Annotated in this window: 18 protein-coding genes; 10 read left to right on the forward strand and 8 right to left on the reverse strand. The window is 62.5% G+C overall.

From position 1 onward, the window contains the following. The first annotated feature begins 73 nt into the window (after window positions 1-73). Window positions 74-1,066: a UDP-glucose 4-epimerase GalE gene (galE, locus tag Pan216_RS25235; protein ID WP_145262562.1), complete on the forward strand. Its 993-nt coding sequence runs from the start codon at window positions 74-76 to the stop codon at window positions 1,064-1,066. Between the two features lie 108 nt (window positions 1,067-1,174). Here the strand turns inward: galE and Pan216_RS25240 are convergent, their stop codons facing one another. After that, complete coding sequence (locus tag Pan216_RS25240; protein WP_145262564.1) at window positions 1,175-2,671, reverse strand: hypothetical protein; 1,497 nt, start codon at window positions 2,669-2,671, stop codon at window positions 1,175-1,177. Between the two features lie 293 nt (window positions 2,672-2,964). On the opposite strand from Pan216_RS25240, the gene Pan216_RS25245 reads away from it, so the two are divergent. From Pan216_RS25245 to Pan216_RS25255, 3 genes are all read left to right on the forward strand, one after another. Beyond that, window positions 2,965-4,323: a porin gene (locus Pan216_RS25245; RefSeq protein ID WP_145262566.1), complete on the forward strand. Its 1,359-nt coding sequence runs from the start codon at window positions 2,965-2,967 to the stop codon at window positions 4,321-4,323. Window positions 4,324-4,466: 143 nt separating this feature from the next. Further along, entirely contained in the window at window positions 4,467-4,685 is a 219-nt protein-coding gene (locus tag Pan216_RS25250; protein ID WP_145262568.1) for a hypothetical protein, read from the forward strand. A gap of 30 nt (window positions 4,686-4,715) precedes the next feature. Continuing rightward, a complete protein-coding gene (locus Pan216_RS25255) occupies window positions 4,716-5,192 on the forward strand; it encodes a hypothetical protein (RefSeq protein WP_145262570.1) in 477 nt (158 codons plus the stop codon). Here the strand turns inward: Pan216_RS25255 and proC are convergent. Both proC and Pan216_RS25265 read right to left on the reverse strand, forming a co-directional pair. Further along, window positions 5,117-5,926 carry a pyrroline-5-carboxylate reductase gene (gene proC, locus Pan216_RS25260; RefSeq protein WP_419192978.1) on the reverse strand — a complete coding sequence of 270 codons (810 nt, stop codon included), beginning with the start codon at window positions 5,924-5,926 and terminating at the stop codon, window positions 5,117-5,119. The genes Pan216_RS25255 and proC overlap by 76 nt on opposite strands. Window positions 5,927-6,051: 125 nt before the next feature. Beyond that, the gene (locus tag Pan216_RS25265; protein ID WP_419193696.1) at window positions 6,052-6,693 is read right to left on the reverse strand and encodes a CPBP family glutamic-type intramembrane protease; all 642 of its coding nucleotides are present in this window, start codon (window positions 6,691-6,693) and stop codon (window positions 6,052-6,054) included. 268 nt (window positions 6,694-6,961) lie between these two features. Here Pan216_RS25265 and Pan216_RS25270 point away from each other — a divergent pair, with 268 nt between their 5' ends. Then, complete coding sequence (locus Pan216_RS25270) at window positions 6,962-8,662, forward strand: NADPH-dependent assimilatory sulfite reductase hemoprotein subunit (protein ID WP_145262574.1); 1,701 nt, start codon at window positions 6,962-6,964, stop codon at window positions 8,660-8,662. Continuing rightward, on the forward strand, window positions 8,659-9,453 hold the full coding sequence (locus Pan216_RS25275) for an RluA family pseudouridine synthase (protein ID WP_419192979.1): 795 nt from the start codon (window positions 8,659-8,661) through the stop codon (window positions 9,451-9,453). The genes Pan216_RS25270 and Pan216_RS25275 overlap by 4 nt, the downstream gene beginning before the upstream one ends. An 18-nt stretch (window positions 9,454-9,471) precedes the next feature. Here Pan216_RS25275 and Pan216_RS25280 read toward each other — a convergent pair whose 3' ends face one another. Together Pan216_RS25280 and Pan216_RS25285 are read right to left on the reverse strand one after the other, a co-directional pair. Beyond that, a complete protein-coding gene (locus tag Pan216_RS25280; RefSeq protein WP_419192980.1) occupies window positions 9,472-9,924 on the reverse strand; it encodes a response regulator in 453 nt (150 codons plus the stop codon). Window positions 9,925-10,308: 384 nt separating this feature from the next. After that, window positions 10,309-11,241, reverse strand: coding sequence for a tetratricopeptide repeat protein (locus Pan216_RS25285; RefSeq protein ID WP_419192981.1), 933 nt, complete (start codon window positions 11,239-11,241; stop codon window positions 10,309-10,311). A 247-nt stretch (window positions 11,242-11,488) separates the two neighbouring features. Between Pan216_RS25285 and Pan216_RS25290 the strand changes: the two genes are divergently transcribed. Both Pan216_RS25290 and Pan216_RS25295 read left to right on the forward strand, forming a co-directional pair. Continuing rightward, window positions 11,489-12,529, forward strand: a complete 1,041-nt coding sequence (locus tag Pan216_RS25290) for a DUF1559 domain-containing protein (protein ID WP_145262580.1) — start codon at window positions 11,489-11,491, stop codon at window positions 12,527-12,529. 477 nt (window positions 12,530-13,006) lie between these two features. Further along, window positions 13,007-13,336 (forward strand): hypothetical protein, encoded by a 330-nt coding sequence (locus Pan216_RS25295; protein ID WP_145262582.1) that lies wholly within the window; start codon window positions 13,007-13,009, stop codon window positions 13,334-13,336. Window positions 13,337-13,409: 73 nt separating this feature from the next. Here the strand turns inward: Pan216_RS25295 and clpX are convergent, their stop codons facing one another. Both clpX and Pan216_RS25305 read right to left on the reverse strand, forming a co-directional pair. Further along, window positions 13,410-14,693, reverse strand: coding sequence for an ATP-dependent Clp protease ATP-binding subunit ClpX (gene clpX / locus Pan216_RS25300; RefSeq protein WP_145262584.1), 1,284 nt, complete (start codon window positions 14,691-14,693; stop codon window positions 13,410-13,412). 540 nt (window positions 14,694-15,233) lie between these two features. Continuing rightward, window positions 15,234-18,383, reverse strand: a complete 3,150-nt coding sequence (locus Pan216_RS25305) for a glycosyltransferase (protein WP_419192982.1) — start codon at window positions 18,381-18,383, stop codon at window positions 15,234-15,236. Window positions 18,384-18,700: 317 nt separating this feature from the next. Between Pan216_RS25305 and xylB the strand changes: the two genes are divergently transcribed. Further along, window positions 18,701-20,233 (forward strand): xylulokinase, encoded by a 1,533-nt coding sequence (gene xylB, locus Pan216_RS25310; protein WP_145262589.1) that lies wholly within the window; start codon window positions 18,701-18,703, stop codon window positions 20,231-20,233. A 447-nt stretch (window positions 20,234-20,680) separates the two neighbouring features. Here xylB and argC read toward each other — a convergent pair whose 3' ends face one another. After that, the gene (gene argC, locus Pan216_RS25315) at window positions 20,681-21,697 is read right to left on the reverse strand and encodes an N-acetyl-gamma-glutamyl-phosphate reductase (protein ID WP_145262591.1); all 1,017 of its coding nucleotides are present in this window, start codon (window positions 21,695-21,697) and stop codon (window positions 20,681-20,683) included. A 330-nt stretch (window positions 21,698-22,027) separates the two neighbouring features. Here argC and Pan216_RS25320 point away from each other — a divergent pair, with 330 nt between their 5' ends. Then, window positions 22,028-22,828 (forward strand): hypothetical protein, encoded by an 801-nt coding sequence (locus Pan216_RS25320; protein WP_145262593.1) that lies wholly within the window; start codon window positions 22,028-22,030, stop codon window positions 22,826-22,828. Window positions 22,829-22,900: the final 72 nt, after the last annotated feature.

The following is a 22,900-nucleotide window of genomic DNA, read 5'->3' on the forward strand; positions in this document are numbered from 1 at the left end:
GCCCGTGGATCGTCCCAACTCGACAGATGTCCGAACGTGCCAAACGGGTGGATTGTTCGCAGGAGCGTTGAGCATGAAGGTGCTGGTTGTCGGCGGGGCCGGCTACATCGGATCACACACGGTCAGAGCGCTACGCGACGTCGGCCACGACCCGATCATCTTCGACAACTTGGTCACCGGTCATGCCGCCGCCGTCCAACGACTTGGCGTCCCATTCGTCGAGGGGGATCTCAATCATCCGGTCGACATCTACCGGGCCCTCAACGAACATCGCGTCGAGGCGGTGATGCACTTCGCGGCGTTCTGCTACGTCGGCGAATCGGTCCGCAATCCCTCGAAGTACTACCAAAACAACGTCGTCGGCACGATCCAGCTTCTCGAAGCGATGCGTTCGTGCGCCGTGAAGCTCTGCGTCTTCTCCTCGACGTGCGCGACCTACGGCGTTCCGACCGCCCCCATGCTCAACGAGAGCCATCCCCAACGCCCGATCAATCCGTACGGCTGGACCAAGCTGATGGTCGAGCAAATGCTCGTCGACTACGATCACGCCTACGGGATGAAGTACGCGGCGCTGCGTTACTTCAACGCGTCCGGCTCCAGCGCCGACGGCCTCCTGGGCGAGGACCACACTCCGGAGACCCATCTGATCCCCCTTTGTCTGCTCGTCGCCAAGGGAGTCCGGGACAACCTGAGCATCTTCGGCACCGACTACGACACCTTCGACGGAACGTGCATTCGTGACTTCATTCACGTCGAGGACCTGGCCGAGGCCCACGTGCGGGCGCTCGATCACCTCTCCGGCAAAGGGGAGTCGCTCGCGATCAATATCGGAACGGGAACGGGACACTCGGTCCGCGAAGTCGTTCGCTGCACCGAGGAAGTGACCGGCTTGCCGGTGCATGTCGTCGAGTCGCCTCGGCGCGATGGCGACGCCCCGGTGCTCGTGGCGGACGCCACCATGGCTCGTGACGTGCTCAACTGGCGACCGAAATACACCGAGCTGAAGCCGATCGTCGAAACGGCTTGGAAGTGGTTCCAACAGTGCGGCCACTATCCGAAGGCATGATCGCCCCCACGAATCCCGGCAAGATGGGGCAAGGCCCGCCCCAACAGCCCGTCGATCTATTCGCTGCCGGCCCGTTTACATCAACCGACTGCCAACCAATGACTCGCTTCATTCGATGATCAGCCACTCATCGAGCGTCCCCGTCTCATCCATCGCGCCGATCAGGCACTCGTTGACCGTCTGGTGTCCGAGAAAGGCGTAGCGTTTCTGCTCGGTGAGCGCCCGGAAAAAGACCACATGGTCGTCACCGTGGGTCACGCGAAACGCGACCGCTTCGTCGGCGGGGACGGGGCGCCGGTCATTGGTCATGCTCAATTGCCGCCATTCGATCGCGGCGGGCAACCTCTTGCGATGCCAGTTGAAGACGAGAGGCATGTGCAACCGGGTTCCACGCCCCCGCTGCTTCATCACCAGCGACTTCCCGCGGTAGGAAAGACTCCCTGGACTCGACACCATCGGGTTGGGGGGGAAGGCGGCCGGCGTCAGCGAAAGCTCGAACGGCAATCCCAGCACCCGCTGGGCACAGGTTGGCAGTCGTCCCTCGAGCCCCGTCGCCGTCGGCATCGGCAGGGTCCACTCGAGTTCCAGTTCGCTCTCCTCGGGGGCGATGAGCGTATCGGCGATCCAGAGGACGTCGGTCGGCCGAGCGAGAAAGAGCTGGCGATCCAGCGCGAACCCCGACTCGAACTTGACGTGAGCCTCGAGATACTCGGCTTCGCCGTCGCTGAACCAACAGGTCGCGCTCCAGGCGGTCTCCTGCTCCAGCGGTTTCCCGCCCGCCGAGACACGTACCTCCCAAGCTCCCTTGAGAAACGCCGAGCCGAAGAGCCTTCCGTCGATCTCCCAGTCCTCTTGGTTCCAATCGAGCCCCAGCGCCAGTTCCTCGGGCGACCAATCCTTGCGCATCACCGCGATGTCGACCTCGTCGGACTGCATGCCGTGGCCGGATGGCGGAGCCCCTCGCTTCGGCGTGCGCGTTTCCGTCAGACTCGCGACCGCCGGGGCCCAGGGCCGAAGTGGCTTCTCGGTGACGAGATCCGCCAGGAGTTGGGCCATCCCCTCGGAACAGGGCGCCTCGGGCCGCCCAATCCACCCCTGGCCGGCACAGCAACGGATCGTCGCCGGCACGATCGCTTGAAAGACCTTCTCCCACTTCGGCTTCCACGCCAACTCCTGGAGAACGCCGCGAATCCGCCAAAGGGACGGAAGGATCGCGAAGGTGATCCACGGATCTTCGCGGAAAAGCCCATCCGGCGCGACGTGCGTCTTGAGCCAATCGCCGAGACGATCACCACATCCCTTTGGTAGGGAGGCCTTCTCCGCATCCCGGGCCCACTCGGCGATACTCGCTTCGACGCGGAGGAGTTCGACGAGCGAGGCGCCGTCCCCTTCGCCGGAGTGGCCGGTCACTTCTTCAGCGATGGAGGATTCAGGGGGGGAATCAGCCCAGGGCCATGCGGGGGCAAAAAAAATCTGACGCGAATCCTCCGGCTCCTCGAGGAAGGCCTCGAAGGCGAATTGTTCCTCGTCGAGATACCCATGGGGGAAGAACTTGCGGACTTTTCGAAGATTCGCGGTAAGTCGTCGACGCTCGGCCTTGTCCAATCGGATTCCTTTCCCGTCAGTGTGACCGAATTGATGTATCTTTCGAATCGAGGCGCGGAAACAAAGAGAGAAAACCCGCACCACGCTTGTCAGAATACACCATTCTGCGGCCTCTCGCAGGCCATCCCAAACTGCTTCTTTTTTACGATTCACCCTCCTTCCGCTTTAGCCTGCTTTGACATTTTGCCGAAGTTAAGGTCGAACGGACTCGTCCCAAGGTCAGGACGAGCCTGGGACATGGAGTGTTTCCAAACCCAACTAGCGTGGGGCGATCATCGAAGGAGCCAAACGGAATGATCGAGAAACTGAAGCCTGCGATTGGACTCGCAGCCGCTCTACTGCTCGGAGCTCCGGCGTTTGCCGGGGACACCTGCCCTTGCGAGGAAGCGACTGAGTGTGAAGCTTGTTCGATCTGTGAAGATGGTTGTGAGGAAGAAGAAGTCTCTTGCGATTGGCTGAATCGCAACCTTCTCGGCGAGTGCCTTTCCGAGCGGACCGGCTTGTCCATCTACGGATGGTTCGAGGGCGGGTCGACGTTCTCGGGACAGGAAGGAACCAGTCTCCTTCCGGTCGGTTTCAACGACGTGAAGACCGACTTCATGCTCAATCAGCTCTATGGTGTCATCGAGCGGACACCCGACACCGACAAGCTGTTTGACGTCGGCGGTCGTATTGACTTGCTGTACGGTACCGATGCCGATAACGTGTCGTTCAACGACTACGGACTCGGTTCGGACCAATTCGGCGTGGTCAAGTACATCCGTCCCGGCGATAGCTTCTCGGGCCTCTACGGGTTCACGCTTCCGCAGTTGTACGCCGATCTTTATCTCGGCGTCGGCCCGGGCGTGACCTTCACGGTCGGTCACTTCTACACCCTGATCGGTTATGAAGTCGTGACGGCCCCCGACAACTTCTTCTACTCGCATGCTTACACCATGCAGTACGGCGAGCCGTTCACCCACACGGGTGTCTTGGCGAGCTCGGATCTCACCGACAAGCTGTCGGTCAGCGGTGGTATCACCCGTGGTTGGGACAACTGGCAAGACCAGAATAACGACCTCGGCCTTCTCGGCTTCATCAGCTACCAAGCGACCGAGAAGATCAACATCGCGTGGGCCTTCACCAACGGCGAAGAGCAAATCGAGCCGCGGTACATGGGCGTCGGTCTTCCGACCAACACCCCCGGTGGCGGTCCCATCCCGCGTGTCAATCGGTTCATGTACTCGTTGGTCATCGACGTCAACGTCACCGACAAGATCGAGTACGTCTTCCAGCACGACTACGGGATCGACTCGGCCGCGACCAACACGCCCGAGGTCAAGTGGTACGGCATCAACCAGTACGCCTACTACACCGTCAACGATGCTCTTAAGCTCGGTGTCCGCGGCGAGTGGTTCAGTGACTTGGGCGGAGCCCGGGTTCCTGGTGCCGCCCCGACGGCCGCCAACGGCATCGTCGTTCCCGGTGGCGTCAACAACGGTGCGAACTTCTACGAAGTCACCGTTGGTGCCAACTACAGCCCGGTCGATTGCATGACCATTCGTCCCGAGCTTCGCTGGGACTGGAACAGCAACGACAACGGCACCGCCGCCTTCTCGAACATGGCTGACAGCCTGTTCACCTTCGGCACGGACTTCATCCTCCAGTTCTAAGAGACGAAGTCAGCGTTGCCTTGCCAACCTCGCACAAAGCCCGGAATTTTCCGGGCTTTGTGTCGTTCTTGACCAAGCCCGCGCTCGCCGGGCTTTCAGTGTTTCTTGACGCTTGAGTGGTGGTGCGACGAGCAAATCAACGCATGACCGAACGGCAACGCCGTTATCCGATGACCGAACGGCAACGCCGTTATCCGATGACCGAACGGCAACGCCGTTATCCGATGACCGAACGGCAACCCCGTTCTCCGATGACCGAACGGCAACGCCGTTCTCCGATGACCGAACGGCAACGCCGTTATCCGATGACCGAACGGCAACGCCGTTATCCGATGACCGAACGGCAACGCCGTCTCCGATGACCGAACGGCAACGCCGTTATCCGATGACCGATGACCGAACGGCAACGCCGTTATCCGATGACCGAACGGCAACGCCGTTATCCGATGACCGAACGGCAACGCCGTTATCCGATGACCGAACGGCAACGCCGCTCTCCGATGACCGAACGGCAACGCCGCTCTCCGATGACCGAACGGCAACGCCGCTCTCCGATGACCGAACGGCAACGCCGTTCTCCGATGACCGAACGGCAACGCCGTTATCCGATGACCGAACGGCAACGCCGTTATCCGATGACCGAACGGCAACGCCGTTATCCGATGACCGAACGGCAACGCCGTTATCCGATGACCGAACGGCAACGCCGTTCTCTAGTGAAGCCCAGGGTCGCGCTTCGCGCACCCTGGGTACCGACCGAAGAGAAAAACCAACCCCGCGGGGGTTGTCTATCCTACCGGTTTGCAAGCTCGCGCGATCGCTCGGTCGCGGCCGTCACCGCCTCGATCAGGGCGCTGCGAAATCCATGAGCCTCGAGCGTCGCGAGTCCCTCGATCGTTGTCCCGCCGGGACTGGCGACCGCGTCCTTGAGCTGTCCGGGATGCGTCCCGGTCTCCTGCACCATCGTGGCCGCTCCCCGAACCGTCTGGGCCGCCAAGGAGAGGGCGACGTCACGTGGAAGCCCCATCCGCACGCCCCCGTCGGCAAGCGCCTCGATCAAGAGGTAGACGTACGCGGGACCGCTGCCGCTGAGCCCGGTGACCGCGTCGAGCAACGACTCGGGAAGGCGAAACGCAACCCCGACTGATTCGAGCAACTGGCCCACTGTGGCCGCGTCCTCGTCGGAGGCCGTGGCGTTCAGGCAGTAGCCGCTCGCTGAAGCCCCCACCAGACACGCGGTGTTGGGCATGATGCGGACGATGCGGCGATCGTTGCCAAGGAGCTCTTCGAGCCGCGCCAGCGGAACGCCGGCCGCGATCGAAAGAACGAGATGGTTCTCCGTGATCACGGATCGCACCGACTCGACCGCGGAGGCCAGGTACTGCGGCTTGACCGCGAGCACAAGGATCTCGGCCTCGCGCACGACCTCGAGGTTGTCGTCGATCGCCCGGGCCCCCGTCGCGTCGGTGAACGCGGAGCGCGACGCCGGGGATGGATCGCCGGCGAGAAGTTGATCGACGCCCACCAGATCCTTGGCGAGAAAACCACGAGCCAGGGCTTGGGCCATCTGCCCCGCCCCCAAGAATCCCACAACGTGTTTCACCGACCTCTCCCCATGTCTGTCGTTAGCGTCCGGCGGCGTCTCGACGTGATCGCGCACGCACCCAGCGCGAACGCCAGCTGGCGATTCTACGAGGCTCCGACTCAAAGTTGAATCAGGGATGCCCGCTACGGGGCGACATAGGTAAAATAGGAAAAGCCGATGCGCAGCGAATGCAGGGCGGGGCCGAGCGAGTAGATCGCGGTGGCCGCGAGGACCATGTGGGAAAGGGACACGGCCAGCAGGTTCTCATGGCGCCGGAACCATTCACACCAGTAGATGCCCGCGACCGCGGTCAACGCCATCAGCGGAGGATTGGGAGCGTGCAGCAGCGCAAAAATACCCGCCGCCATCAGCGAGACCGCCAGATCCTCGCGCCGCATGATCACGCGCAGACGCGTGACCAAGATCACCTGTAGGAGCACTTGCTGGGCGATGTCGATCGGCCAGTTCCCGGCGATCCATCCTCCAATGTCGGTGGTGATCCCGACAAGCCCCGCCAACTGTCCAATGCCGAAGACCAACGCGGCCCCCGAGATCGTCGCCAAGGAGAGCGACCACCATCCACTGAACCACGAACGGGGCGCAAGACCACACGTGCGCCGACTGGGCCATTGCCGATAGAGCAGCCACACGATCAGCAGAATCACCACCACGCCCTCGGCGAGGCGGACCGGCTTGGGCAGGATTCGCTTGTTGTTCGTCCAGAAGTAAAGCTCGAGCATTCCGACAAGGAGCCCCAGCTCCATCCATGCCCGGCCGAGGGTCATGGGCAAGAGAGGCCTCTTGGAGAGGATCGACGGTTTATCTAGACTATTTTTTAGAATCATCCGATGGTACCATCACCGCGATTCCATTCCCCGCTCCACCCTCCGAGAAGACCCCGCGGAATGGGGAATCAGAGAGATCGTCTTCCAGGACGCTGATGGTTCCTTGTCAGAAAACGCGACACCAGGTAAGACGCCTGTCGCATAGGTCGTCAAAACAAACGTGTCAAGCGGCCCAAGACACGAACAGAGTGCGGAAGGGACATCCCTCATGGCCAAGCAGTCGGTCGAAGAGATCAAGGAAGAAAGCGATTACCTGCGCGGCACGCTGGCCGAGGATATCGCGAACGAGGAACTCGACCATCTCGATGAAGCGGGAAAGCAGCTCATCAAATTCCATGGATCGTACCAGCAGGACGATCGCGACATCCGCAAGGAACGCAAGAAGCAGAAGCTAGGCCCCCTCTACTTCTTCATGGTCCGCGCCAAGCTCCCCGGCGGCAAACTGACCGCGGACCAATACCTCGTCTTCGACGACCTCTGCGAACGCTACGCGAACGGAACGATGCGGATCACCAGTCGCCAGGGAATTCAGTTCCACGGCGTCTTCAAGCCGAACCTCAAGAACCAGATTCGCGCCATGAACGACGCGCTGGTCAGCACGCTGGCCGCTTGCGGCGACGTCAATCGCAACGTCATGTGCTGCCCCGCTCCGATTCGCAACGATTCGGTCCGCGATGAGATGCAGGCGCTGGCCGATCGCATCGCCGAGCACCTTTGCCCGAAGACGACCGCGTATCACGACATTTGGCTCAACGGCGAGAAGCAAGCCGCCAGCCCCAAGGGCGAGGTGGTCGAGCCGATCTACGGCAAGCACTACCTTCCGCGCAAGTTCAAGATCGCGATCGCCCTGCCCGAGGACAATTGCGTCGACGTCCTTTCCGACGATCTCGGGATTCTCGTCAAGCACTCCGACGGCAAGATCGAGGGGTACAACCTCTTCGTCGGCGGCGGCATGGGCATGACCCACGGCATGGCCAAGACCTATCCGCGACTCGCCACCCCACTCTGCTTCGCGACGCCCAACGAGGTGATCGATGTCATGACCGCCGTCGTGAAAGTGCAACGCGATCACGGCAACCGGGAGGATCGCAAGCAAGCCCGCATGAAGTACTTGATCGACTCCTGGGGCGAGAAGAAGTTCCACGACACCGTCCAGGAGTACTACGGCAAGCCGCTCGCCGAATACACCGGCGATCGCGTCACCGGCATGGACGACCATCTTGGCTGGCACGATCAGGGCGACGGCAAGCGCTGGGTCGGCGTCCATGTCAAGTCGGGGCGGATCGCCGATCATGCCGACCACCGCTTCCGCTCGGGACTGCGCGAGGTCGTCGCGAAGCATCGCGCCAACGTCCGGTTCACGGCGCAAGCGAACATCCTTCTCTGCGATGTCGATCCCGCCGCCACGGTCGACATCAACCAGATCCTGCTCGATCACGGCATCGTCTCCTACGACGACCTGACGAAGATCGAACGTTACTCGCTCGCGTGTCCGGCCATTCCGACGTGCGGCCTGGCGCTCTCCGACAGCGAACGGGCCCTCGGGCACGTCCTGTCGATGCTCCACGCGGAGATCGCGGCGCTGGGACTCCAGGAAGAGGACATCGCCCTGCACATGACCGGCTGCCCCAACGGCTGCGTGCGGCCCTACAGCTCGGACATCGGCATCGTCGGACGCCAGCCGAACAAGTACACGGTCTTCCTCGGAGGCAATGTCGAGGGGACGGCCCTGAGCTTTCAATACCAAGATCTCGTCCCCACCAACGATCTTCCCAAGGTCGTTCGCGGACCGCTCCTCTTCTACAAGCAGGCTCGCGAGGAGGGCGAGGGTTTTGGCGACTTCTGTCGTCGCAAGGGGGAGACGGAGGTTCGCTCGTTCGTCGAATCTCTTCCGGACACCTCGGCGTGATCGAAACCGACCCGACGGCGGGTGAACCCTCTCACCCGCTTCATCGACCAACGCCCCTGGAGATTCTTCTCGACGATGCTCCCTGCCTGGTCGTCAACAAGCCCTCACGGCTCTTGATCCAGGGCCATCCCGGCATCTCCGACACCATGGTCCTCCGGGTCAAGGCCTACCTGCGCGAAAAGTACCAAAAAACCGGGAATGTCTATCTCGGGGTTCCCCATCGACTCGATCGAGCGGTCAGTGGCGTGCTCCTCTTCTCGCGCAACTCCAAGGGGGCGACGCGGCTAGCCCAACAGTTCGAGCACCGACAAGTCGAGAAGGTCTACTGGGCGATCATCCCCGAGGAGCCCGATCCCCCCGAAGGTCGCTTGGTCCACGTCATCGAGAAGGTACCCGATCGCGCCATGGCCAGGGCCGCCGAAGCGGGAGCCAAGGGGGCGAAGGAAGCGATTCTCGACTATCGCTTGCTCGGTCGCGTTTCGTCGGGCTGGCTGTTGGAATTGCGGCCGCGAACGGGACGCTATCACCAGATCCGCATCCAGCTCTCGCTGCGCGGCTGGCCAATCATTGGAGACGGCGACTACGGTTCGGAGATCCCGTTTGGGGTGGGAATCCCATGGGAGAGCGCGGACCTGAGGGACAATCGGGATGGCCCGATCGCCCTTCACGGACGTCGATTAACGTTCCTTCATCCGGTTCGCTACGAGCCGGTCTCGGCGACGGCACCCGTCCCGAGCTATTGGCCAGCCGAAACCGAATCGTTCGCTCAAATGGATTGCGGTAGTAGATAGACGGCGGCGTCGGGGCGGCTAGACGGCGGTATCGGGGTGGGAATCAACGCAACCAGACGAGGCGCCGTCATCGGCAGGATGGGCCGAGCTGATTTGCCCGAAGGTCGACGCGAGCACCTGATCGACGCGGTGGACTAGATCGTTTCTTCGGAAGGGTTTTTCGAGCGTCGCGTCGGCGCCGTGAAGTTCGGCACACTTGAGCAGCGCCGTCCCGATCGGAAGATCCTTCCCGCCGGAGATCGTGAGCACCTTGGCACCCGGCTCACGCTCGCGGATCGACCGCATCACTTCCAATCCAGTCAGTCCGGGCATCATCAAGTCGGTAATCACCAGATCGTAATCGCCCTCTTCGTAGAGTCGGAGGCCGCGAGTACCATCGAAACAGGTGGTCACCTCGTGATCAGGATCGAGCATTGCCTCGATCATCTCACAAACGCTCCAGTTGTCGTCGATCACAAGGACGTTGGCCATGGCGTGGGCTCCTCGGTACATGGCGGGCGCCGGCATAAACCGGCGTCGTCTGGTTGCGAGACAATGGTCCACGGAATCTAGCTGGCCACTGATTGCCAAAGCGAGGTGTCGTCGCCTCGTCGATTCCAAGTTGTCTCTGCTCGCCTGGGTAGGAGCAATCCGGGAGCAAACCGGACATGGATCGATGTTTTTTCCCTAAAGTCGACCAAATCGGCTCCCATCAGCACGAAAACCGACCGAGAACCTCTTCGAAATGGCTCAAATGACGCGCCCGGCAAGGGCTAGAGGAAGGATGTAGATCTGATGAAAGGGACGGATCGGGCCACCCAACCGAACGTCGGGTGACCCAAGGCGATGGCCATCAGTCGCTTTCGCGACACAGTGTTAGTCGAAAAGCCCGCCGGAGGATTTCTTCGGAGCCCCCTTCGACTTCTCCGCACCTTTCGACTCTTCGCGACGCCCGCCGGACTTGCCCTTGGGCTCCGCGCCTCCCCGAGCTTTGGGCTCGGCGGACTTGTTGTCCCCGCCGCCAAATCCGAAGTCGAAGAGGCCGCCACTCTTTCCGGAAGCCTTGGGCGAGCTCTTCGGCGCCTCCCCTTGGGCTTTCGGCGCCGTGGGTGCCATCTTGCGATCGGGCTCATTTCCCTTCGGAAACGCTGGCGATTCCTCGCGACGTTCACCGGCCCGCGGCGCGCCCTGTTTCGTCGACGGGGCTCGATTCAGCCGGAGGTTGCTCGAATCGTTGCGAGGCTGATAGCCCATCGCGCGGGCACGGGATCCGTCCGCCTGAGCCCGCGCGTCGTCGCCTAGCGCCGCGTGCGACTGCCCCCGATAGTGGTAGGAGCCGGCGTGCGAGGGATTGAGCTCGAGCGAGCGGTTGAAGTCGGCGACCGCCCCTTGATGGTCTTGCGTCTTCGCACGAGCGAATCCTCGGTTGAAGTAGGGTAGATGATTATTCGGCTGTAGCTGAGCCGCCCGCGTCTGGTCGGCGATCGCCGCGTCGTAGTTTCCAAGTCGCGCCTGGGTATTGCCGCGGTTGATGTAGACGTTGGCGTTGGTTGGCGCCGCGGCCGCCGCCTGGTTGTAGGAGTCGAGGGCTTGCTCGTGTTGGCCGAGCTTTGAGAGGACGTAGCCCTTCGCGAAGAGGGTGTTGGCGTCGGGATTGGACTGAGAGGCTTGCTGGAAGTTCGCCAGCGCCGTTCTCAAATCTCCACGGTTGAGATGACCGAGACCTTCTTGGTACGGGTCATTAGCGTTCTGACTGAATCCGGACGAAGCAAGCAGCAGAACAAGACCACCGGCACAGAGACGGCGCATGGTCATCACTCCTTGGCATGGTTGGTGTTGGCCCTTTGCGTCTAGCCTAAGGGCGTGGTCGAGCACGTCAAGCACCCTCTCGGGGACCGGCTTGCTCGATGATGGTATTGATGGGCCAAGTGCCCGATGTGGCAAGCGTGGATCTACTCTAAACTCTTAATGGGGGACCATGTTCGTGCGAGTACGATTCCGCCAGCACAGACTCCGCGAACCACCACATCATCTTTCAACGTTGAGGAGTTCAAGCATGTCTCGTATCCGCGCGCGCCGTGTCGCGTTCACGCTCGTCGAATTGCTCGTGGTCATCGCGATCATCGGCGTTTTGGTCGGATTGTTGTTGCCAGCCGTCCAGTCCGCCCGGGAAGCCGCCCGTCGAGCGCAGTGCTCCAACAACATGAAGCAACTCGGGATCGCGTTGCACAGCTACCACGATGCCCACTCGGCCCTGCCGCGGGGCAATTTCGAGACCGACGGAACCGGCAACGGCTTCTCCTACCGCTCCTGGCAAGGCTTCTCGGCTCAAACCATGCTGTTGCCGTTCCTCGATCAGGTGGGGATCTACGACCAACTGAACTTCGACAACAACGCGTACAACGCCGTGAACGCCGCCCTCGGCCGCAACAAGATCGCCGGATTCCTCTGTCCCTCCGATTCACCGCGTTTCTCGAACGCCCCTGGCAATAGCTACGTCGTCTCGTCCGGGCCGTCGATGTTCTACCTCGGGGGAAACGCCGGAGCGAGCGCGACCAACCCCGTCGTCCAAACGAACCACCAGGTCGGCATGTTCAACTACCGTGTCACGGTCCGGTTCAACGATGTCACCGACGGGCTCTCCAAGACGATCGCCGCTTCCGAAATCATGCACGGCGACGGCGAGAACGGCACCTACTCGCTCGGCGATACCGTCCGTGGCGTCGGCAGGCCAGGTGGCTTCCCGAACTCGTTCCCGACGACCGCCCAGGTCGAAGCCTGGGGCGATAGCTGCTCGGCGGGCGCGGCGTCCAACTCGCGCGGCGACTCCGGGGCCAACTGGATTCGTGGCGACTTGAACCAGACCGTCTTCAACACCCTGACCAACCCCAACAGCCCCTACCCGAGCTGTCTCTCCTGCTCCGGCTGCGGCGCCTCGGACAACTGGGGCATGGTCACGGCAACCAGCCGGCACCCTGGCGGCGTGACCGTCCTGCTCGGCGACGGCAACGTCACGTTCATCTCCGACAGTATTGACAACAGCACCTGGCAGTTGCTCGGCGCGACCAACGACGGCAACATCGTCCAGACCAACTAGGCTCCGTCTCAAAAGTCGGCTCTGGCTTCGGCTGGCTAAGTTGCCGCGGGACTTTGTCGGTCTGCATCGACGAATCCAACGGATTCGCCTGTTTCGACCTCCTCGTCCCCCACCAACTCGCTGTGTCTCGGGCCGACGATCAACTTTTGAGACGAAGCCTAGTTCTCTGTTAGCCCCAAAGTCGGGGTGGCATTGGCTGCCGAACACTCAGATGGACCAGAGCACCAGCGGCCAGCCTACCCCAAGTGTCACAAGCGTGTCATTGAATGTTCGCCAGCTTGGGTGCCGGATGCTCACGCTCGCCGTGGGCATGTTCAAAAGACTCACGCTCGCCGTGGGCATGCGGGAAGCGCCCTAGTTTCGCCAAGCTCCCGTCATTCATCAAACGTCGTAAGAATGCTCCCACCTGGGATGATGTCGGACATCGTCATGGCCGAGTGTCTCGACAGCCGAGCTTATGGAAGGTGTGAAACCACGATGCGCGTACTCTCTTGGTTCTTCGTTCCCGTCGTCATGATGGGCTTGGTGGGATGCGGTTCCTCGGCGGGCCCCGAAAGTAGCGAGTCGACCTCGTTGGCGTCGCTCAAGCAACACCTGAAGTTGCACGCCGAGACGGGGGAAGGGGGAAGCGGCTTGGAGGAGATCAGGGCTCCGCTCGAGGAACTCAAAGAGAGCGATCCCGCCCTGTACGAGGAACTCGCGCCGCTCTACGAGAAGCTCAACAAAGCCAATGGCGTTGCCCAGGTGAAGAAGATCGCCGGGGAGATGCTCGCGAAAGTGGACCAGGCTCCGGCACCTGCGCCGTAGCCATCGTCAAAAACGCGAACCGGCCCAGTCGATGACCGGGCCGGCGTGTCGCGAAGGATCCATTCGGAGAGGATCAGGCGCTTTCGCGCTGCGGCGGATCGGATGTCAGCGACTTGAAGCCGCGAATCACGTCCTCATCGACTCGGAACTTCTGACCGCGATCCTGCTCCGGTAGAGCGTAAAGCAACTCGAGCATCATGTCTTCGATCATGCTGCGAAGACCACGGGCACCCGTATCGCGCTCTTGGGCCATCTCGGCGACTGCCTTGAGCGCCTCGGGAGCGAACTCGAGCTCGGCCCCTTCCATCTCGAAGAACTTCTGGTACTGGCGAACGAGGGCGTTCTTCGGCTCGGTCAAGATCCGAACCAAGGCACTCTCGCCAAGCGGCTCCAGCGGCGCGATGACCGGAAGCCGACCGACGAACTCGGGGATCATGCCGTACTCGATTAGGTCGTCGCTGGTGACCTGCGAGAGCAAGTAGCCGAGATCGTCTTCGCGATCCCACTGGTTGTCGCTACCGAAGCCGATCGTCTTGCGACCGACGCGGCGGGCGATAACATTCTCGAGCCCCGCGAAGGTCCCTCCACAGATGAAGAGGATGTTCGAGGTGTCGATCTGAATGTACTGCTGCTCGGGGTGCTTGCGTCCCCCCTGCGGCGGCACGTTGCTGACGGTTCCCTCGATCATCTTGAGCAGGGCCTGCTGGACGCCCTCGCCGGAAACGTCGCGGGTGATGCTGACGTTCTGGCTCGTCTTGTTGATCTTGTCGACTTCGTCGATGTAAATAATGCCCCGCTGGGCGGCTTCGAGGTCGAAGTCGGCGGCGTGAAGAAGCTTGAGCAACAGGTTCTCGACGTCCTCGCCGACGTAGCCCGCTTCGGTGAGCGTGGTCGCGTCGCCGATCGCGAAGGGAACGTTGGCGATCCGGGCGAGCGTGCGAGCCATGAGCGTCTTCCCGCAACCGGTCGGTCCGACCAGCAGGATGTTGCTCTTCTCGAGTTCGACGTCGTCGCTGCCTTCCTCGTTGTACTGAAGGCGCTTGTAGTGGTTGTTGACCGCGACCGAGAGCACCTTCTTGGCACGCTCTTGCCCGATGACGTACTCATCGAGGCTGTTGGTGATCTCTCGCGGGGAAGGAATCTTTGAAAAGAGGGGGCGGGCTCCGCCACGACGACGCCGACGTTCCTGTTCAAGGATCGACTGGCAAAGCTCGATGCACTCGCCGCAGATGTAGACGTCACCCGGACCCTCGACGAGCGGTCCGACGTCGCGGTAGCTCTTACGGCAGAAAGAACAGAACGCATTTTTACGAGCGTCGCGGCCGCTCGTGCCGATCGCACCACGCTTGCTGGCCATGAACACCTTTCCTTGAGGGTAGGAACCCTGAGATCGGCAAGCAGTGGCGAGGAGGAACCTCCTCGTGCCGCTCACCCGGTTTCATTGTACTCCGAATGGACACCCTCGCAGTTTCGCAAGCGGCGTGCCGAAGCCGTCGCTTGTCGACACGAATGGGGCAAAACAGCAGAATTGGCGTCGTTTTCCGTACCCAGCCCTGCTGATCGCTCCCGTTCGTGGCCGGAATCCCGACACACGCTTTGTACATTTTCCCTAAACGGTCGCTTTAGTAAAGCGTCCTTTTCAAGGGATCACCGCGAGGCGACGGCAATCGTCACCCTGTCGAATGGACGGGAGCTGTCCGGCGACGCTTTCGAGCACTCGGCCTTCCCCAGCATTCACCTCGGGAAGACTCACTCGGCGGCTCGCCAAACAGACAGGTGTCGATCGCCTCTTCATTATGGCGCATCGTCACGGCCCATTCGGATTCGACGCCCTCTCTTTTTCGATCTCCGGACCGGGGAACGAACCTGATCGGGCGCTTAGCCCCTCTTTTCCGTTTCAGCCGGTTTTCAGGGCTAGTGTCTTCTCCTGTTCGATCACGGGTGACGCCGACGCCGTTTCGCAGGGCGCCGCGGGGACGCGTCCCCGCAGTTCTGACGCCTCGACGAGGATCTGATGCCACCACTCGAGCACCGCCGAAGGCTCCGCCCGGCTCGACAACCATGCCCGACCCTGATCGCCGAACGTCTTGCGCCGCTTGGGATCGTCCACGAGAGTTCGCATCGCCCGGCAAAGACTCTTCGCGTCGAAGCGTTCGTGGATCAGCCCCGTGACATCCCCATAGAGTGCCTCGGCACGCTCCAAGTGAACCGTTCCAATCACCGGCAGCCCCATCGCCTTGGCACGCATGACGAGATAGGGGCGAACGTCGTTGAACCCTTCCGCGATCACAACGTCCGCCGCGGCGAGCGGAATCTCCCATCCCACGGGCTCGGTCAGGATCGCCACCCGATCGAGGCGCCGCGCGAACCGCAACAGCCGCATCTCCTCGCGACTGGTCACCGGCCCTTGCCGCAGGACGAAGAGGAAACTGGGCGAACGGGTGGTGCCGAGTTTCCGGTACGCCTCGAGGACGGTATCCAATCCGGCGTCACTCGAATCGTTGACCACCGCGAGGAAGACGACGCAATCCTTCTCCAACCCCCATTGGGCGCGGGCGATGCGCTGCCGGGTCTCGTCGATGACGGGCGAGTCGCCCTCATCGGTGAGCACGCCATCGATCAGCGAGAAGTTCTCGGGCGGAACGCCGCCGGAGGCCCAGCGATAGGAGTAGATGTTGTTGAAGACGACTTGATAGGCCCACTGCATCGCTTCGCGCAGCTCGAGAAAACCGGCGAGTCGCTCCGGATCGCGATGATCCTCGACGATCAGGTGCTCGGGCAGATGCCAAAGTGACGGGACGCCGACGTTCTTCGCATCGCGAATGATGGGCAGGAGAGTCGTCCCTTGAGCGACGACGACATCGAAGTCTCCGTCGCGCAGTGCCGTTCGCCCCGCGTTCAAGCTGGCCGGATCGTCCCGCTCGACGCGATGGTCGATCAGTTCGATCTGCCCGCGCCGCCGCAGCTCCCCGAAGAGGTCCGCGACGTTGGGCCACGCTTCCGCGACCCGGCTCGGCGAGGAGACCACCAGGACACGTGGTTTGAGGGACTCCCAGAGCCGACGAGCCTGCCGCCGCGAGTTCAGCTCGAAGTAAGGGCTCGTCCGGCTGAAGTTGGGGTTCCAGTAGGGATCGACGATGCGGGGATAGCGTTCCCGAAGGGCGGCCAGTTCGTACGGATTGACCTTCGACCCGCGCGAGCTCCCTTCGTCGTGGAGCAGTTCCGCTTGCGGCACGAAGGCGGTTCGCCATCCGGCCTCGCCCGCCCGCAGGCAGAAGTCGACATCGTTGAACGAGACCGCGAACTTCTCCTCGTCGAAGCCGCCCAGTTGGTCGAAGAGTTCTCGGCGGGTGCAAAGACAAGCTCCCGTCACCGCCATCGCGTTGCGAGGCAGATAGGTGTAGCCATTGCCCACCTCCAACGCCGCCGGCAAGCCGAGAAAAGCGTGCCACGCTCCGTAGCCCATCGCGCCGAGGATCACCCCGACGTGCTGCACGGTGCGATTGGGAAAGAGCAGCCGGGCGCCCGCGATGCCGACCCCGGGAACCTGCAACGTCCCGATCATGCCCGAGAGCCATCCGCGCGAGAGGACTTCGACATCGTCGTTGAAGAAGACGAGGTAGTCGCTGTCGAGACGCTCAACCGCCTTGTTATTGAGCTGGGAGAAATTGAAACCTTCGGGGCCGCTGGGAAGCTGAATCACCCGGTGGCGCCTTCCGAGCCGAGCCAGGAGTCGCCGAGCTCGCAACGTGCGACTTTCGTTGTCGATGATGACGATCTCGTAGTTCGGATAGTCAGTCAACTTCTCGATCGAGCCGACGGCCTTGCGGAGGAAGTCGGGGTTGTCGCGAGTCGGGATGATGATGCTGACTTTGCCTCGATCAGCGGGCGCGAATTCCGGGCGAACCCAGTTCTCGACCCGTTCGCAGCGAGCCTCGACCCCGCGACGTTCGAGATGACCGTCGACCACCCCCTTGGCGGTCTCGATGATTTTCTCGGAAACGACCAGCCGCTTCTCGCCGTCGTCGCGCTGCCGGCTGAGCGAGGGAACTTGGAACCAACGGTAGAGGATGCGGGGAATGTGTCCGACGTGACAGCCCCGCTCGACCATCCGCAGGATCATGTCGTGATCCTGGGCGCCGTCGGTGTCGGGTCGGAGACCGCCGATCTGCTCGAACGCGGATTTGCGCACGACCACCAGATGGCAGCAGTAGTTCTGGGCGATGAGTTGCTCGGGCGAGAAGTCGGGCTTGAAGTAGGGATAGGGAGCCACGTCCCAGGTCGGGACGTACTCCTCGTCGCTGTAGAGCAAGTCGAGTTCCGGCTCGCGCTGCAGGCGATCGGCGACATGCCACAGCGAGTCGTCGAGCAATTCGTCATCGTGGTCGACGAACGCGATGTACTCCCCGTGACTGACATCGACACCACGGTTGGTGGCGCGGGAAACCCCACCGTTGCGTGGTGCCCACTCGACCCCGATCCGCTCGTCGAGATCGGCGATCTCACGCAGGGTGCTCTTCGTCTCCTCCGACGTCGAGCCATCGTCGACGAGGATGAGTTCCCAGCGATCGTAGGCTTGTTTGACGATGGAGGTCACCATCCGCAACAGCCACTCGCGGGGCGTGTTGTAGACCGGGACGACGACGCTGATCAGTGGACGGTAAGAGAAACCGCGAGCCAGGTTCCTCATCCGCTCGACCTCTTCGGGCCGGGGGCGGTTGTTTTCGATGTGTCGTCGATAGGGATCGCTGCGAAGCGTGTGCCCCCAGGTTTCGAAGGCGTGCAGACGCATGAGGAAGTAGGTGGTCCACTCCCGCCGCCACGCGTTCCACGCCCGTCGTCCACTGGTCAGGGGAATCCGCGACTCGTGGTGGAAGAGACGTTTGAAGAGGAACAGCGTCAGGGCCAGGGACCAAAGCGGACCGGGGGCCGGACGATCGTCGCGGCGTCTCTTCAGGGATTGGAGAACCCGCCGAGCGGCGACGAGGCGCGCAAGCCTAGAAAGGGTGTCCAACTTGCGCCGGGCAAGCTTCACGCGAGAATTCATGGGCCATCCATAGCGAGATGGGACGCCGTGCCGCGTGGCCACGTCCCCACTCCATCGATCCTTCGCGGTCGTGATCCGCGCTCGGCGCGGACATCTTCCGGCACTTAGTGTGGCGCGATCGTCGTCCCACTGCAAGCCGAATTGGTTCAACCTCGGGAAAGGTTCGTGGCGGAGGCATTCCGCGAACGAGGGACGAATGTCCTTCGCCATGGGCCGTCGAGGCCAGGAACCGAGTTCTTGCAACCGCCGCCCGACCCCATTAGCATAGCCTCCCGCCAGCCGCAAATTGCAGGATCATTCCGGGAGAGGGTACCGACGTGGCGAACGTGTTTCTTGGCATCGACGTGGGAACTAGTGGCACGAAATCGCTCGCGATCGACGCCAAAGGGAAGATCCTCGCCAGCGCCACCGCGACCTATCCGATCAGCTACCCCAAACCCGGCTGGTCGGAGCAGGAGCCCGAGGATTGGTGGCAGGCCTCCAAGGCGACCATCCGCCAGCTCGTCAAGAAAGCCAAGCTCAAGGCGGCCGACGTCAAGGGGATTGGCCTCTCGGGCCAGATGCACGGCTCCGTCTTCCTCGACCGCAAGGACATGGTCCTTCGCCCCGCCCTGCTCTGGAACGATCAACGCACCGGCGAGGAATGCGCCGAGATCGAAAGCCGCGCCGGCGGCCGCGCCGAGTTGCTCCGGCTCGTCGCCAATCCCGCCCTGACCGGCTTCACCGCCCCGAAGATCCTTTGGCTTCGAAACCACGAACCGAAGGTCTTCGATAAAGTCCGCAAGGTGCTCCTTCCCAAGGACTACGTCCGCTTTCGACTCACCGGCGAGTACGCGACCGAGGTCAGCGACGCGTCGGGCACGCTACTCCTGGATGTCGCCGGCCGTCAATGGTCGCGTCCCCTGCTGGAGAAGCTCGAACTCGATCCCGATCTATTGCCCACGTGCTACGAGTCCGAGGAGATCAGCGGATCCCTGACCGTTCAAGTCGCCAAGGAAGTCGGGCTCGCCCCAGGGACTCCCGTCGTGGGCGGCGGCGGCGACCAAGCCGCGGGAGCCGTCGGCAACGGCATCGTCAGCCGAGGCGTCATCTCCGCGACCATGGGCACCAGCGGCGTCGTCTTCGCCCATAGCGACACTGTCGAGACCGACCCGGAAGGCCGGCTGCACACCTTCTGCCACGCAGTTCGCGGCAAGTGGCACGTCATGGGAGTCATTCTCTCGGCGGGCGGCAGCTTGCAGTGGTATCGCAACGAACTCGGGGACTACAGCGTCTCGCGAGCCAAACGCAAGAAGGTCGATCCCTACCAGATCCTCACCGCCGAAGCGGCCGAAGCCCCTCCCGGCTCGGAAGGTCTCTTCTTCCTCCCCTACCTGACCGGCGAACGGACGCCGCACGCCGATCCGCATGCCCGCGGCGCCTGGATCGGACTGACCCCGCGCCACGGCCGGGCCCATATGGTTCGTTCGCTCATGGAAGGGGCGACCTACGCGATGAAGGATTCGCTCGAGTTGATCAAAGGACTCGGAATTCCCGTCGAAGAGATCCGGGTCTCCGGCGGCGGCGCCCGCAGCCCCTTCTGGCGACAGCTTCAAGCCGACATCTACGGTCAGCCGGTCCGGACGATCAACGCCGAGGAGGGCCCCGCCTACGGGGTCGCGCTACTTGCCGCCGTCGGCACCGGGCACTTTAAGAGCGTGCCGGAGATCTGCGATCGGGTCATCCGGACCGTCCGCAAGTCGAGCCCCAAGAAGAAGGCCGCGGCGATGTACGAGAAATGCTATCCCGAGTTCGGGAACCTCTACCGCTCGCTCAAAGGCGACTTCGCCACCATCTCCACCCTGACGTGATCGCCGCCCGTGACTCGCGTCAGGCAATAGCCTGACCTACAGGGCCAATCTCGTGTCAGGTTCTTCTCACCTCTCCTTGGGGAGAGGTCGGCGAACGCAGTGAGCCGGGTGAGGGAGATTCCCGTCCGGAAAGACAAGGGTGACTTTCGAAGACAAATCCCCTCACCCCTAACCCCTCTCCCGACCGGGAGAGGAGGACAAGAGGCCTTTTCCCACCGGGAGATGGGAAACCTCGGCAATAGCCTGACCTACAGGGCCAGACTCGCGTCAGGTTCTTCTCACCTCTCCTTGGGGAGAGGTCGGCGAACGCAGTGAGCCGGGTGAGGGAGATTCCCGTCCGGAAAGACAAGGGTGACTTTCGAAGACAAATCCCCTCACCACTCAGCCCACCGGGAGATGGGGACAAGAGGCCTTTTCCGAAGGGGAGATGGGGACAAGAGCTCACGCTCACAGCAGCGCGGTGGTCTCGGGGAAGCCGAACATCAGGTTGAAGTTCTGCACCGCCGCGCCCGAGGCCCCCTTGAGGAGGTTGTCCTCGCAGGACATCACGACGGCGCGCTGGCGAACGACCCGGACCGTCACATCGAGGAAGTTGCTGCCGACGGTGTCCTTCGTCGCGGGCAGGTGCTCGATGACCCGCACGAAGGGCTTGCCGCGATAGAAATCCCGAAAGATCTCCAGCAGTTGCTTCTCGTCGACCGTCCGTTGCAGCGGGGCGTAGGAGGTCGTGAAGATCCCGCGATCCATGGGGATCAAGTGGGGCGTGAAGATCACTTCGACCCCGGTGCCGCTGACATCCGAGAGGATCTGCTCGATCTCGGGCGTATGCCGGTGCCAGCCGACGTTGTAGGCTTCAACGTTCTCGTTGCATTCGGGGAAGTGCGTCATCAGCTTCGGTGTGCGTCCGGCCCCGGTCACCCCACTCTTGCTGTCGACAATGATGCCCTTCGGGTCGATCAAATCCCCCGCCGCCAACAGCGGAGCAAGCCCCAGAATCGCCGACGTCGGGTAGCAGCCCGGATTGGCGATCAGGCGAGCCTTGGAGATCTCGTCGGCCCATAGTTCGGGCAGGCCGTAGACCGCGTGTTCGAGGTTCTCGGTGTCGGCATGGCTGGCGCCATACCACTCGGCGTAGACGTTCGGGTCGCGAAGCCGGTAGTCCGCGCTCAAGTCAATCACGCGAACGCCGCGAGCCAACAGGTCTCGCACCGCCGCCATGCTCGCTCCGTGGGGCAGCGCGCAGAAGACGCACTGGGCCTTCGCCGCGATCGTGTCGGGATCGAAGGGCTCGCAGCGAAGATCGAGACGGCCGGTCAGCGACGGATGCACATCCGCCATCGCCGGTTGCTCCTCGTCGCGCGAGGTCACGGCGACCACCCGAGCATTCGGATGCCGGAGAAGGATTTTAGCTAGTTCCAGCGCCGTGTAGCCGGAAGCACCGAGAATGGCGACATCGATCGTCACGGGTCACGAATCTCCTCTATCGAAGCAGCATCCACCACGTCGGCTTCGCGCCGATGCTGCTTTTCTTATCGCGAGCGGGCCTCGATCACCAAGACTCTTCGGCGAAGAGTTTGCGATCCCCGCTCCCCAGGCGTTATCATACACCCTGAAACAACGTTGATCCTCGGGAAGCAATTCGCGAGGATCAAGCCCCGGCGTCATTTCGTAAGCCAGGTCCACTTAGGGTGTTGCGAACTCGCGTCGTTGGTCGGCTCCGCCGCCGGACTCGCGACACCCCAGACGTTCGGCATCCGTCGAACGTGGCTCCCCGAGAGCCGAGGACCGACAAGGGTGGGTACGTTCGTGTCGGCACCGGAACTCCACAAGTTGGATCCCAAGGAGACCGCATCCAGCGAGCCAGCTCCCAGGAGGACATCCGCCGGGGGAAACTGGTTCGCCACGGGAATCGCGGGCATCCTGGTTCTCGCGGGTGCCGTCACCTTTGCCGCCAGGGCCCAGTCGGGCGAATGGGCGAGCGGAGCCACGGAGCTGTTGACCTGGTCAGCCCTGGGCGGGATTGCGTACGTCGTCATGAACGCGCTGGAGCGCGCTCTGGCGTGCTGGACTCGCTCCCTCGAGCGGCAACCGGACCAGTCGCCGACGCCGTTCCAGCTCGACCTGATCTCCGAACTGGAGCAGCTTCGCGAAGCGATCGTCGACTTGGCGCATGCGGAGCGGCCCTCACGGTCAACACCCGTGAATTTGGAGCATCTCTCTTCGGAAGAACTGCGCGAACGGCTCGAATCGGCCGAGGAACTTGGCGAGATCGACGAAGTGCTCGAGGCTCGCACGTTCCTCGCCAGGAAGCTCTCCGCAGCCGATCGCGAGAAGCTCGATCGCGAGGTCTCGACGTGGTGCGCCGGCCATCTCGAACGTGAACTGCGCGCTGGGCGAGCTGTTCAAGTCTTGCCGGCGCTCCAGCGAGCGATCGATGAATTGGGAGACCGCGAGGCGATGACTCCCCTGCGCGAAGCGTTTCCGACGATCAAGATGAGTGCCGAAATCGCGATTCAGGCGAAGGGCGGCCCAACCGGCCCCGAACCGATCGACCCCGACGCGAACGGGACCGGCGTTTTCGATCCTTTTCTCTAGCGCTAACGCGGCCGACGCGAGAAAACGCCCCTCGCGACCCGAAGGATCGTCACAACTCGATCAACGCGCCCA

The sequence above is a fragment of the Kolteria novifilia genome (assembly GCA_007748055.1).
GTDB classification, from domain to species: Bacteria; Planctomycetota; Planctomycetia; order Kolteriales; family Kolteriaceae; genus Kolteria; species Kolteria novifilia.